Source organism: Anaerolentibacter hominis (genome assembly GCF_032380675.1).
GTDB lineage: Bacteria > Bacillota > Clostridia > Lachnospirales > Lachnospiraceae > Anaerolentibacter > Anaerolentibacter hominis.
Genome location: NZ_JAWDIX010000002.1, coordinates 338,954 through 351,770, shown reverse-complemented (window position 1 = coordinate 351,770; position 12,817 = coordinate 338,954). Strand labels below are relative to the sequence as shown.

Sequence of the window (12,817 nt, the reverse complement as noted above, 5' to 3'; positions counted from 1 at the left end):
GCAACCATCCGCAGGAGGACTTTTCGCCCTTCGCGGATGGTATATAAACAATTTAATTCACTTCCACCGACCAGTTTCCAAATGGGTCCGCAACCGCACCCTGCTGGATTCCGGTAATTGTATCATAGAACTTCTGGCTGTACTCTCCAATGGAGCCATCCTGAATCTGCAATACTTCGTCTTTATAGCGAAGATGGCCTACCGGAGAAATAACTGCTGCCGTTCCTGTGCCGAACACCTCTTCCATAGCGCCGCTCTTGGCAGCCTCATAGATCTCCTCCACAGAAACTCTTCTCTCCTCCACAGGAAGTCCCCATTTTTTGCACAGGGCAATCACAGAGTTTCTGGTTATACCGGGCAGAATACTGCCGTTTAACTTCGGAGTAATCACAGTGCCGTTGATCTTAAAGAAGATGTTCATAGCTCCTACTTCCTCAATGTATTTCCGCTCCACGCCGTCCAGCCAGAGCACCTGGGAATAACCTTCCTCATGTGCCTTAACCTGAGCCTTTAAAGAGGCCGCATAGTTGCCGCCGGTCTTCGCTTCGCCGATGCCGCCGCGGACAGCCCTGACATAGTCATCCTCGATCCAGATTTTAACCGGATTAAGCCCCTCTGGATAATAAGCGCCAACCGGGGAGAGGATGATAATAAATTTATAAGTATGAGATGGTCTTACGCCTAAGAACGGGTCCGTGGCAATAATGAACGGACGGATATAAAGTGAAGTTCCCGGCCGGTCCGGAACCCAGTTCCGGTCCACATTCACCAGCTCTTTGATCGCCTGCACATAATCTTCTTCCGGAATGGTAGGGATACAGAGCCTTTCATTGGTCCTGTTTGAACGCTTTGCATTCATATCCGGGCGGAAAAGCAGAACCCGGCCGTCGTCCGCGTGATACGCTTTCAGACCCTCAAACATCTCCTGTGCATAGTGAAATACCATACAGGACGGCTCCAGTGAAAGCGGCTGATAAGGAATAATGCGGGGATCATACCACCCTTTCCCTTCCTCGTAATCCATCACAAACATGTGATCTGTAAATATCGTGCCAAAAACCAGAGGATTCTCTTTCCCCGGTATCGGCTTTGGTGAAGTGGTTTTTTCTACCCTGATGTTAAGCATAACATCCCATCCTTTCTTTCAGCTTTTCTTTACGTACTTATAAAAGGCATATTCCAGGTCATAATACGTCTGTTCCTCGGAATCCGCCTCAATTTCCCACTCCGGCATCTCATCCAGGTTGGGAAAGTAAGTATCTGCTTCGTAGGCATAGTCGATTTTCGTAACATGTGCCACATCACAGTAGGGAAGCATCTGCTCGTAAATACTCGCTCCTCCGATGACATACACATCTTCTGCGGCATATTCTCTGCTTTTCTCCAGCGCCTCTTCAACACTGTGAACAACTGCCACGCCTTTTTTAGTATAATCCTTTTTTCGTGTTATGACAATATTTAATCTGTTCTTTAAGGGCTCTCCGCCCGGAAAACTCTCCAGGGTTTTCCGTCCCATAATGATCACTTTGCCCGTCGTCTCCTGTCTGAAAAACCGCTGATCCGCCGGTATCCGCACCAAAAGCTGGTTTTGATACCCGATCGCCCAGTTTTTATCCACCGCAACTATCAGATTCATGCGCATCTCTCCTTTTATTCAACTGGCTTTCAGTATAACAAGTACCGGCCAAAATGTAAACAAATACACCTTCTGTACCCCGTCATATGACAGGAGCGCCGCATCAAACGCGGCGCTCCTGACTTGAATTTGACCGTCCTGTCAGACAGCCACCGGAATATGTTCTACTTTCGGCCCGGTGACATAGTTGTCCAGCCGGAAATCATCCACGGTGAATTCATAGAAATCATGAATATCCGGATTCATCCAGAAATCAGGCGCCGGATAAGTGGGTCTCGTGATCAGCTCCCGGATAATCGGGATATGCCGGTCATAGATATGCGCGTCCGCAATGACATGGACCAGTTCTCCTGCTTCAAAGCCGCAAACCTGGGCAAGCATATGAACCAGGACCGCGTACTGGCACACATTCCAGTTATTTGCCGCCAGCACATCCTGGCTTCTCTGATTTAAAATTGCATTCAGCGTCAGCTTATCCCGGCCCGGCTTTTTCGTCACATTAAAAGTCATGCTGTAGGCACAGGGATAGAGGTTCATTTCATGTAAATCCTGGTGCACATAGAGATTCGTCATAATCCGACGGCTGTAGGGATTGTTTTTCAGATCATAGATCACCCGGTCGATCTGATCCATCTCTCCCTCTTTATACTGATGTTTCACCCCCATCTGATAACCGTAGGCCTTCCCGATGGAACCGTCCTCGTCCGCCCAGCTGTCCCATATATGGCTGTTCAAATCGTGTATATTATTGGATTTTTTCTGCCAGATCCACAGCAGCTCATCAATACAGCTCTTAATTCCAGTCCGTCTGAGTGTTATGGCCGGAAATTCTCTGGACAGGTCATACCTGTTTACCACCCCGAACCTCTTGATGGTATAGGCAAAGGAACCGTCCTCCCACCTGGGCCGGACTTTTTCCCCTTCTGTGCTGGTTCCGTTCTCTAAAATATCTTCACACATGCGGATAAAGATGTCGTCTGCTAAGCTCAATCTTGTCACTGACGGCAACAGGCTGCCGTCTTTTCCTTTCCTTTTGTATTTGACAGAGACAGAAGCCGGAATCCGGCTTCTGTCTCATATGTTTTGCTTCTATCTGGATTTAGTCTTATTAAACATAGGATTTCTGAGCGTCTACAAATTTCTTGATGCTGGAAACATTGGGATATTTATTCATAGCCCCTCCGGTTACCTCCACCAGAGTCGGCGCCTGCATGATATCCAGTGCAACAGAAAGCTCCGCATTCTGCTCCGCGTCAACGAGACGGTAATCCATTTCCTTCATCAGCGCCTTGGCAATCCGGCAGTTCGGACATGTCTGGGTTGTGAACAGATATAGGCCGTCCTCCAGACCCACGCCTGCGCTTGCTTCCTGCTCCGCCGCCGCTTCGGAAAGAGCCTCACCATCTTCCGGCGCCATTGCCACTTCTCCCGCCGGCATCTGTCTGGACTTTGCAATCACATAAGATCTGCGGTTCTTATATTCCTGTGATTTACCCTCATTCCAGTTCTGAACCGGTCTGTAGTAACCGGTAATACGGCTGTAGACTTCTGCCTTGCCCCCGCATTCCGGACAGCTGAAATGTTCACCCGCCAGATAACCGTGTGTCTTGCAGATAGAATAAACAGGAGACAGCGTATAGTAAGGCAGCGTATAATTTTCTGCAATTGTTCTGACTAACTTGGCCGCTGCTTTCCAATCCGGCAGCTTTTCGCCCAGGAATGCATGGAATACAGTTCCCGAAGTATAAAGGGTCTGCAGTCCGTCCTGAATATCCAGGGCCTCGAAGATATCCTCTGTGTAGCCTACCGGCAGATGAGAACTGTTGGTGTAGTACGGGGTATCTCCCTCCTCGCCTGCGGTGAGGATATCCGGATATTTTGCCCGGTCATGTTTAGCCAGACGATAACTGGTTGACTCCGCAGGAGTTGCCTCCAGATTGTAGAGATCGCCGTACCTCTCCTGATAGTCGGAGAGACGCTCCCTCATATGGTTTAATACCTTCTTGCTGAATTCCTGTGTCTCTTTATGTGTCATATCCTTCCCGAGCCACGCAGCATTTAAGCCGACTTCGTTCATACCCACCAGACCGATGGTGGAGAAATGATTTTCAAAGGTGCCCAGATACCGCTTGGTATAAGGATACAGGCCTTCATTTAACAGCTTTGTGATAACTTCCCTCTTCACTTTCAGGGACCGGGCGGAAATATCCATCATCCTATCCAGCTGTTTGAAGAAGCTCTCCTCATCCCTGGAGGTATAGGCGATACGCGGCATATTGATCGTCACCACGCCCACGGAACCGGTAGACTCGCCTGATCCGAAGAAACCGCCGGTTTTCTTCCGCAGTTCCCGAAGGTCCAGACGGAGACGGCAGCACATGGAACGGACATCACTTGGCTCCATATCACTGTTTATGTAGTTGGAAAAATACGGAGTTCCGTATTTTGCGGTCATTTCAAAAAGCAGGCGGTTGTTTTCCGTATCGGACCAGTCAAAGTCCTTGGTGATAGAGTAGGTCGGAATCGGATACTGGAAGCCGCGGCCGTTGGCATCGCCCTCCACCATAATCTCGATGAACGCCTTGTTGACCATATCCATCTCGGCTTTACAGTCTTTGTATTTGAAATCCACCTCTTTGCCGCCGATGATGCAAGGCATCTCGGCCAGATCCTCCGGCACGGTCCAGTCCAGGGTAATATTGGAAAACGGAGCCTGGGTTCCCCAGCGGCTCGGCGTATTCACTCCATAGACAAATGACTGGATACACTGCTTTACTTCATGATAGGATAAGTTATCTATTTTAACAAAAGGAGCCAGATAGGTATCGAATGAGGAGAACGCCTGCGCTCCTGCCCATTCATTCTGCATGATCCCCAGGAAATTTACCATCTGATTACAGAGCGTGGACAGGTGGTTGGCCGGTGAGGAAGTGATCTTGCCCGGAATTCCGCCAAGACCTTCCTGAATCAGCTGTTTTAAGGACCAGCCCGCACAGTAGCCGGTCAGCATAGATAAATCATGAATATGGATATCCGCATTCCGATGGGCACTGGCAATCTCATCGTCATAAATCTCGGACAGCCAATAATTAGCCGTAATTGATCCGGAATTATGGAGGATCAGTCCGCCTACCGAATACGTTACAGTAGAATTCTCCTTCACACGCCAGTCTTCCTCTTTTACATAGCTGTTCACAATATCTTTATAGTCCAGAATCGTGGACTTCATATTTCTCATTTTTTCCCGGTTTTTCCGGTACAAAATATAAGCCTTGGCAACGTCCGTGTAGCCGCTCTGCTCCAGAACATGCTCTACGCTGTCCTGAATATCTTCCACCTGGATTACCTCATCTTTTACCTTGGTCTGGAAATCCGCTGTAGTTCTCAGCGCCAGAAGATCCAGGATATCGTGGTTGTACAATTTGTTCGTGGCATTGAATGCCTTCTCGATTGCCGCTGCGATTTTCTCAATGTTAAAATCGGCCAGGTCTCCGTCCCTCTTTAAAACTCTAATCATCTTGTCCTTATGCTCCTCTCTGACTCTTGTGCTGCCCTGCTCACCGGCACCCCGGAAAGGCTGTACCGCCCCTCGTTTCCAGAATGCTTTTTTCCATTGTTCTTCCTTTTACAAACGTAATCATTCATATGTATATAGGTGAAAAAAGAATTCCGGCTGCGGAATTCTCTGCCCTAAATGGGCTTCCAAATATTATTGTAGCATATGCCGTTGGTTTGTCAACCGACAAACACCATATGTGTGCAATATTTTTTATCATCACACTACATATGGTGTTTTTAATTTCCCAGTTTTTTCCAATGAAATATCGCTTTACACCGCATTTTTCCAGACTTTTTCCTTGGTAAGCTCTGGAATCTCTTATCAAAATCTGCCCCTAATTATTTTTCTTCCAGATTTCCGACGGCACATATGCCTTCACAAAAATTCCATCTTCTCGGTATTCTTCCTCCAGAATCTGTCCAAACTTCCGGATCGGCGCCAGCTTTCCGGCCTCCTGATAGGAAAAGACATGCTCAATCAGTATTTTCTGCTCCTGGAGGGTCTCCTCGATTACAGCCAGCAGCTGATCCAGGCCCTCACCGGTCCTGGCGGATATTTTCACGGTTTTATCCGCCTTCAGATCCCGGATAATCTGGGGGGACTCCAGCAGATCCTGTTTATTGAATACGGTGATGATCGTTTTATCCTGGATATTCAGAAGCTTTAATGTCTCGTACACCGTATGCATCTGGATATAGGCCATAGGATTTGCACTGTCCACCACATGAAGAATAATATCCGCGTATTTGGCCTCTTCCAGCGTACTCCGGAATGCCTCCACCAGATGATGGGGCAGCTTTCTTATAAATCCTACCGTATCGGTCAGCAGGATTTCCTGCCCGCTGGCAAGCTTTAAACTCCGTGTGGTCGGGTCCAGCGTGGCAAACAATTTATCTTCCTCCAGCACACCCGCTCCGGTGAGCTTGTTGAGAAGGGTCGATTTGCCCGTATTGGTATAGCCCACCAGGGCAATCACCGGCGTGGGATTGGCACTTCTCTGCTTTCTGGCAGTTTCCCTGCTGGATTTCACATCTTCCAGCTCCTGTTTCAGCCTGGAAATACGCTCCCGGATCAGACGCCGGTCCATCTCCAGTTTCTTCTCACCCGGCCCTCTGGTCCCGATACCGCCGCCGAGACGGGACAGGGAATTGCGCATACCCACGAGTCTCGTGGCACGGTAGCGCAGCTGCGCCAGCTCCACCTGAATCTTTCCCTCTTTCGTGGTCGCCCTCTGTGCAAAGATATCCAGAATCACCATGGTCCGGTCCATTACCTTCACATCCAGCGCATCTTCCAGGTTGCGCATCTGGGCGGGAGTCAGTTCGTCATCACAGATCACTCCGGTCGCATTCCGCTCCAGGAGCAGTTCTCTCACCTCATCTATCTTTCCCTTGCCGATATAGGTGCCGGGGTGGACCCTCTCCCGGTTCTGCAGCAGACGGCCAACCGTCACCGCTCCCGCCGTCTGTACCAATTCTTCCAGTTCGTCCAGGGATTCCTCCGCAGACGTATCTTCGATGCCCTGTTCCCCCAGTGATACGCCCACCAGGATCACCTGCTCTTTCAGTTCTTCATTATCAAAATAATCCATTTATGTCCTCCGTTAAACAAATGTTTACCCTAGCTTCCGGAACGGCTGGAGAGAAATTCATATTCCCGCTTCATCTTTTCATCATCCGGATACCGTTTCAAATATTCCTCCGCAGCCGCCTTTGCCTCGTCAAACCGGGCCATATCTTCCAGCAATGCCACTTCATTCCAGAGCAGGCTCTGGGTCTGCGTCTCATCCCCCTGCGAAAGACCCGTCTTCACTGCCTCATAGGCTTCCTCTGGTTTTTCCAGAGCCTGATAGCACAATGCCATCTTATTATAAGCCAGGGCAGACCGGTTTCCGGCATTCGCCAGATATTCCTCAAACTGCTCAATCGCGTCCTCATAGGCTTCCTCCGCCTGGAGGATACAGCCAAGATAATAATGGGCCCCGGCCACTCCATCCTGGGCTTTTGCCTCCAGCATCTGATAGGCTTCATCCCGGGTTACATCTCCGGTAATAATCTGCAGATAAAGCTTTCTGCAGGTCACATCGTCTAATTTTGCCTTATCCTTCTCCAGTTCTGTCACACGGGAATACATTTCCACGGCGATATTAAATTTTTCCTGCTCCTCATAAATCTCGCCCAGATAGTAACAGATGTCCAGATTCAGATCATCTGAGCCGGTGATCGCCAGCGCACGCTCCAGATAGGACGCGGCCTCCTCCATATTTCCTTTCTTATAGGAGAGTATACCCAGATACCGGAGTGAATTTTTATTCAGTTCTCTACCTTTCTTTCCGCCCTTCTCGGAGACAGCCTTCTCAAATTCCTGAATGGCGGTTTCTTCCTCTCCTGCCTGCAGGGCGGCCACGCCCAGATCAAAATGCTCCTGATTCTTCTTCATGCCGCATCCGGTCAGAATTCCTATACAAAAAACAAGGAGAAAAACTCCCAGTATTCTTTTCTTGTGATTGCTCTCTTTTCTCATTTTCCTGTTCCTCTTTCTGTCTCAGTTGCCTGTCAGGTCTATACTCACGCTGTGTTGTTCCAGTATAGCACGATCCGTTCAGACGGACAAGAACTAAGAAATCACATTTACCGCCGGCAGGCATGTTTTAGTCCAGCCTATCCTGTCCTATTTGACAAGGTGCCCGGCAGCCATTAGGATAATGGTAAAGGGCATCCCCGAATGGTGCTGTCCGGCATGCCCAATAGAGGAATCCCACTATCAGGGAGGTAAAATGTCAAAGCTCAAAGCGGATGCACTAAATAAGCTGACCTTCCTGCAGATTCTTTGCTTACGTCTGGCATCCCCATCTTTGGAGTCCGTTTAGAAAACGGCTGGCTCGTAGAATCTTCCCGTCTGGACTCTGATCCGTCGACTCAGCAGAATGGTGTCAAAACAGCTAATTTTTCCTTCTATAATCCCGATGGAGAAATACAGTGGGAACAGGAGTATGCATTTTCCTTCTATGGTACAGTTGAAGCAATCACTCCCTGCAAAAACGGCGGCTTTGCCTTTTGTTTTGTCTCAGGCACCGATGGAATCCGTCTGCTGCGCTGCAGGGAGGACGGTTCGATTCTTTATTCCTGCGACATTTCGGATCAACCGCCTGATACTGTATCCTCTCTTCATTTAATCGAGCGAGCGGACGGGCATCTTATTTTGTTCCGAATACAAGGAGAAGATATAGAGGCTGCGGCCTTTGACCTTAAGGGAAACCGTTCTGCTAAACGGCATTTCCCCACCCAGGGTACCTGCCGTCTGTTAAACGCAGCTCTGGCCGAAAAGAACATTTACGTTATTTTGCTCTCTGCTGATCCGGAACATCCTTTCGAAGAGCAAAGGTCACCCGGTGAAGCAGGCTTCTCTCTGGTACGGTTTGATCATAACCTGATGCCCGCAGAGGTTATTCCCCTCAGCGTATCCGGTTCTTTTACTCTTGGAGACCCCTTCACCCGTTCCGGACCTGTTTATCATACCTTTGCTGACGAAAAGGGAGCCGCTTTGCTCTGGGGTACGTCAGGTGAAAAAGTACAGCTGGCAGAATGGGACTGGAGCGGAGAACTGATTCAGGAAATCACCTTTGAAACAGCCATCCCTCAGCAGATCCTGGGAAGAATCAACGGAGAATTAGTTGTGACAGAATATCCGGTGGAACAGACGATAGATCCACTCACCAACACAACCTACTGCCTCCGCTTCTGCAAAGAGAGCAGTATTACAAAACAAGTCTATGCGGACGCCTGCGAACTGGGCCCTTTACTGCCGTTTAATAAAGGATTTCTGGTAACCGGTACCGCGAGGCGGGAACGTATTTTTACTCCGGGTTATGAGGACCGGTTCCGCTACCGCTATGAGCGATTTTATCTCCAATTCGATGAGGATGGTTTTCCGAAAAATGAATACCGCTTTGACTGCAAGGAAGATAGCACGATGTGCAAATGAACATATGCGCGAACAAAGAGAGCGTCCCTTTCATTTTGCAAAAGGGACGCTCTCCTTTTATATTTATTTTTAGAAGGATTAGAAATCTACTTCGGTACCATAGTAAATGCAGGTAAATAAACGTTCCATCTCAGCCGGTGTAATACTTCTCGGGTTGGAACCGGTGCAGGCGTCGCCAACAGCCAGCTCTGCGATGGTTGCAATTTTCTCTTTGAATTCGTTCTCATCAATACCGAATTCTTTCAAGGTTTTTGGAATGCTTAAGTTGTCGTCGAACTCTTTGATCTTCTCGCACAGTGCGTCAACCAGCTCATCTTCGTTACTGCCTTTTAAGTCAATGCTCTTTGCAATTGCTGCATAGCGGCTCTTTGCCTCGTCATTCTTCGCATTGTATTTAATAACATATGGAAGATACATTGCATTTGCCAGACCATGTGTAATATGTCCGGTGGAGAATGCAGCGCCGGTCTTGTGGGCCATGGAATGAACGATTCCAAGCAAAGCATTGGAGAATGCCATACCTGCCAGACACTGTCCGTAGTGCATTTCCTCTCTTGCGCTCATGTCGCCTTTGTAGGATGCCGGCAGATAATCAATTACCATCTGAATCGCCTGGATAGCCAGCGGATCGGTAAATGGTGTATGCAGGGTAGATACATAAGCCTCAATGGCATGTGTCAACGCGTCCATACCAGTATAAGCTACCAGGTGGGCCGGCATTGTCTCGGCCAGATCCGGATCAACGATTGCAACGTCCGGGGTAATGTTAAAGTCAGCCAGCGGATATTTGATTCCCTTTGCATAGTCTGTGATTACGGAGAATGCGGTCACCTCGGTTGCAGTACCGGAGGTAGAAGGAATTGCGCAGAAATGCGCTTTCTGTCTCAGTTCCGGGAAGTTAAACGGTGTGATCAGGTCTTCAAATGTAGTTTCCGGATATTCATAGAACGCCCACATTGCCTTGGCAGCATCAATCGGTGATCCGCCGCCCATAGCAACGATCCAGTCAGGCTCAAATTTTCTCATTGCCTCTGCGCCCTTCATAACGGTCTCAACGGACGGGTCCGGCTCAACTCCCTCAAATAATTCTACTGCCATGCCGGCTTCTTTTAAATATTCTACTACTCTGTCCAGAAAACCAAACCGTTTCATGGAACCGCCGCCGACTACTACAATAGCTTTTTTCCCCTTCAAGTTTTTCAGTTCTGTTAAAGTACCTTTTCCATAATAAATATCTCTCGGTAATGTAAATCTTGCCATACTTATCATTCCCTCCTGGAATTATATTAGACGTGAGATGACTCCTGCCTCTATAGGCAGTGAGTAACATACTTATATCAGCAGGAGTACTATCTCACGTCTGTCATACCGCTCCGCGAGGATGCGCAGCGATTCGGATAAGAATTATGTCTGCTTACGCAAACTCGAATCGCGCGCCAAGACTCGCGGGCGAGTCTTGAATGTGATTTCCCTGCAGCAACTGCCGGGGTGTCCAACTTTGTAGTGTCCTATACCCGGGTAGAATCGGATATAGGACAAAAGGAAAGTTTCGTCCGGATTCTGAAGACGAAGACATTGATAATTTTTTATCAATCTCTGGAAATGATTGTAACACGAAATATCGAGAATAGATAATATCAATTTAGAATGGCACATATATGAAAAAAAGAATGACAAAAAAATAACGATGAAAAACAAACTTTACTGTTACATAACCTACTCTTTTACTGCTGTCTCTTCCAACGCATTTTGCACAGCCATCTGAATTACTTTACTGGAATTCGTCGCCCCTGAGACGGCGTCTACAGGAAAGGTCTGTGTGTCCAAAATATCCGCTATAACGCTCTCTGCCGCCTGTCCCCGCTCATTTTCGTGTTCCAGGAGATGAATCGTTTCAATCCTTCCTTCTGAAATAATGACCCGGACCTTTGCGTAAATATATCCGGCATCGTATTCCCCTGTATATTCTCCATCCGGCATACCACTGGTATCAATCCCATGAAGTGTGATGCTCCCGACTCTCGTCTGATAATCCTGAAAATCCGTCATATAAGTGACCATGTGTACTATAGCCATCAGAAGCAGAAGGCCGGCTAAAATTCTGTGCCGGCGCAGCCATTTTGCACGGTCATCTCTTCTGCCGTGGCCGAGAAGAATAATCAGAACCAGTAACAAAACCAGCCCCAGCCCGGTGACGATAACAAGTATACTGCGGGTATGAAAAACCGGAATAGCAAATATCACATGAAACACACTGGATACGAGCAACGTAGCGCTGAGCGGTTTGTGCAGCCTTTCCAGTATTTCGTCCGGTTTGTCCCACCGGAATTTACGGGTAAAGCTCTTTATTAACAGCAAAACAAAACATATAAGACTGAAATAACCTGCGATTATACTCATATATGGGCCCCCTCCTATCTGCACAGCTTCTTAATTTTCTTTATTACTTTGGCAGGCAGTTCAGCCCTGCCCTTCGCGTTGGAAAAAACCACGGAACCGGCCTGTTTCATGCCGGAGGTTTTGAAAAATTCCTTCATCGCCCGCAGCGTGCCTTTGCTCTGGCCGCAAATCCAGGAAAACGGAGAGGGGGTATTGCAGGCCGTTAACAGCAGATAGCTCTGATCACGTGACAGGCGGGGCCGGGGAAACGTGCTCGTCTCTTCCATTGCCGTCCCGACCAGGCGGTCAAACATATTTTTCACAACCGCTGGAACGTTCGCCCAGTAGGTAGGCGCGGCTAAAATAACTCTGTCACAGGTTTTAAGCTGGTGTGCGATTTCCTGAATATCATCGTTTATGACACATTTCCCTGTCTTGCCGCATGCCCTGCAGCCTTTGCAGAATCCAATGTTTTGCCGGTACAGATAAATTGTACTGATTTCCCAACCGTTTTCATCCGCTGCGTTTAAAGCGCAGCGCAGCATAGCAGCTGTGGAACCATTTTCCCGGGGACTGCCCAGAATGGCAAGTAGTTTTTTCTTTCTATTATTTTCTGTCATTTTCACCCTCCGCCGAAATAAGACGATAAAGCCGTTCAAATCCAAATTCCAGAAACTGACTTTTGGTTTGATGCATCGTCATTTCTATATAGGCTTGTTTATTCACCGCCATCTGTATTACACCCGCCAGAGAGGCCCAGAACAGGAATACAGTTTGAAGGACCGGAATATCCGGTAAGAACTCTCCCGCAGCAATGCCTGATTGAATGAACTTTACCAGTTCCGCGTTGATCTGTTCACCAATTTCGAAGGTTTCCTTCTCCTCCGGCAGGCAATCCCCCCGTTCAAAATCCACATTGATCTCTCCCAGGGCCAGGTTAAAATAAAGCGGATACTGGTCCTGATATATGGTAAGTGCCTTGCAGATACCATTATACTTTTCCTTCACCGTAACCGGTTCCCTTACCGCTTTTCGGATAAACTCAAAAAGCAGCTTCATGCTCCTGCACACAAGGAAACCTATGATATCTTCTTTGTTATTAAAATAGACATATAAAGTCGCTTTACTGTAACCGGCTTCTCTGGCAATATCGTCCATCGTCGCCGACTCAAAGCCCTTGCGTAAAAAAAGACGTTCCGCCGCTGAGGAAATAGCTTCGCGGTGTACGCTCTCCGGTTCTTTTTTTCTCCGCCCCATGT

Annotated in this window: 11 protein-coding genes; 1 reads left to right on the top strand and 10 read right to left on the bottom strand. The window is 48.2% G+C overall.

Features of this window, described 5'->3' with window-relative positions; translation table 11 throughout:
• Positions 1-52: 52 nt before the first annotated feature.
• The 6 genes from ABCW47_RS10810 to ABCW47_RS10785 all read right to left on the bottom strand — a co-directional run bounded on the left by ABCW47_RS10810 (position 53) and on the right by ABCW47_RS10785 (position 7,718).
• On the bottom strand, positions 53-1,126 hold the full coding sequence (locus tag ABCW47_RS10810) for a branched-chain amino acid aminotransferase (protein WP_343209930.1): 1,074 nt from the start codon (positions 1,124-1,126) through the stop codon (positions 53-55).
• A gap of 18 nt (positions 1,127-1,144) precedes the next feature.
• Positions 1,145-1,636 (bottom strand): dihydrofolate reductase, encoded by a 492-nt coding sequence (locus ABCW47_RS10805; RefSeq protein WP_343209929.1) that lies wholly within the window; start codon positions 1,634-1,636, stop codon positions 1,145-1,147.
• A 141-nt stretch (positions 1,637-1,777) separates the two neighbouring features.
• Complete coding sequence (thyA, locus tag ABCW47_RS10800) at positions 1,778-2,626, bottom strand: thymidylate synthase (protein ID WP_343210062.1); 849 nt, start codon at positions 2,624-2,626, stop codon at positions 1,778-1,780.
• Positions 2,627-2,744: 118 nt separating this feature from the next.
• The gene (locus ABCW47_RS10795) at positions 2,745-5,153 is read right to left on the bottom strand and encodes a ribonucleoside triphosphate reductase (protein ID WP_343209928.1); all 2,409 of its coding nucleotides are present in this window, start codon (positions 5,151-5,153) and stop codon (positions 2,745-2,747) included.
• 376 nt (positions 5,154-5,529) lie between these two features.
• Positions 5,530-6,786 (bottom strand): GTPase HflX, encoded by a 1,257-nt coding sequence (hflX, locus tag ABCW47_RS10790; protein WP_343209927.1) that lies wholly within the window; start codon positions 6,784-6,786, stop codon positions 5,530-5,532.
• A 29-nt stretch (positions 6,787-6,815) separates the two neighbouring features.
• Positions 6,816-7,718, bottom strand: coding sequence for a tetratricopeptide repeat protein (locus ABCW47_RS10785; protein WP_343209926.1), 903 nt, complete (start codon positions 7,716-7,718; stop codon positions 6,816-6,818).
• A gap of 306 nt (positions 7,719-8,024) precedes the next feature.
• On the opposite strand from ABCW47_RS10785, the gene ABCW47_RS10780 reads away from it, so the two are divergent.
• A complete protein-coding gene (locus tag ABCW47_RS10780; RefSeq protein WP_343209925.1) occupies positions 8,025-9,179 on the top strand; it encodes a hypothetical protein in 1,155 nt (384 codons plus the stop codon).
• A 78-nt stretch (positions 9,180-9,257) separates the two neighbouring features.
• On the opposite strand, the gene ABCW47_RS10775 is transcribed toward ABCW47_RS10780, so the two are convergent.
• The 4 genes from ABCW47_RS10775 to ABCW47_RS10760 all read right to left on the bottom strand — a co-directional run bounded on the left by ABCW47_RS10775 (position 9,258) and on the right by ABCW47_RS10760 (position 12,815).
• Entirely contained in the window at positions 9,258-10,439 is a 1,182-nt protein-coding gene (locus tag ABCW47_RS10775; RefSeq protein WP_343209924.1) for an iron-containing alcohol dehydrogenase, read from the bottom strand.
• 456 nt (positions 10,440-10,895) lie between these two features.
• Positions 10,896-11,579 carry an FMN-binding protein gene (locus ABCW47_RS10770; protein WP_343209923.1) on the bottom strand — a complete coding sequence of 228 codons (684 nt, stop codon included), beginning with the start codon at positions 11,577-11,579 and terminating at the stop codon, positions 10,896-10,898.
• Positions 11,580-11,593: 14 nt separating this feature from the next.
• The gene (locus ABCW47_RS10765; protein WP_343209922.1) at positions 11,594-12,178 is read right to left on the bottom strand and encodes a flavodoxin family protein; all 585 of its coding nucleotides are present in this window, start codon (positions 12,176-12,178) and stop codon (positions 11,594-11,596) included.
• The gene (locus ABCW47_RS10760; protein WP_343209921.1) at positions 12,165-12,815 is read right to left on the bottom strand and encodes a TetR/AcrR family transcriptional regulator; all 651 of its coding nucleotides are present in this window, start codon (positions 12,813-12,815) and stop codon (positions 12,165-12,167) included. The genes ABCW47_RS10765 and ABCW47_RS10760 overlap by 14 nt, the downstream gene beginning before the upstream one ends.
• Positions 12,816-12,817: the final 2 nt, after the last annotated feature.

Excerpts from the sequence above, each read along its gene's own strand:
- ABCW47_RS10765 (WP_343209922.1), bottom strand. The coding sequence starts at position 12,178 with ATGACAGAAAATAATAGAAAGAAAAAACTACTTGCCATTCTGGGCAGT.
- ABCW47_RS10775 (WP_343209924.1), bottom strand. The coding sequence starts at position 10,439 with ATGGCAAGATTTACATTACCGAGAGATATTTATTATGGAAAAGGTACT.
- ABCW47_RS10810 (WP_343209930.1), bottom strand. The coding sequence starts at position 1,126 with ATGCTTAACATCAGGGTAGAAAAAACCACTTCACCAAAGCCGATACCG.
- ABCW47_RS10770 (WP_343209923.1), bottom strand. The coding sequence starts at position 11,579 with ATGAGTATAATCGCAGGTTATTTCAGTCTTATATGTTTTGTTTTGCTG.
- ABCW47_RS10805 (WP_343209929.1), bottom strand. The coding sequence starts at position 1,636 with ATGAATCTGATAGTTGCGGTGGATAAAAACTGGGCGATCGGGTATCAA.
- ABCW47_RS10795 (WP_343209928.1), bottom strand. The coding sequence starts at position 5,153 with ATGATTAGAGTTTTAAAGAGGGACGGAGACCTGGCCGATTTTAACATT.
- ABCW47_RS10760 (WP_343209921.1), bottom strand. The coding sequence starts at position 12,815 with ATGGGGCGGAGAAAAAAAGAACCGGAGAGCGTACACCGCGAAGCTATT.
- ABCW47_RS10785 (WP_343209926.1), bottom strand. The coding sequence starts at position 7,718 with ATGAGAAAAGAGAGCAATCACAAGAAAAGAATACTGGGAGTTTTTCTC.
- hflX (WP_343209927.1), bottom strand. The coding sequence starts at position 6,786 with ATGGATTATTTTGATAATGAAGAACTGAAAGAGCAGGTGATCCTGGTG.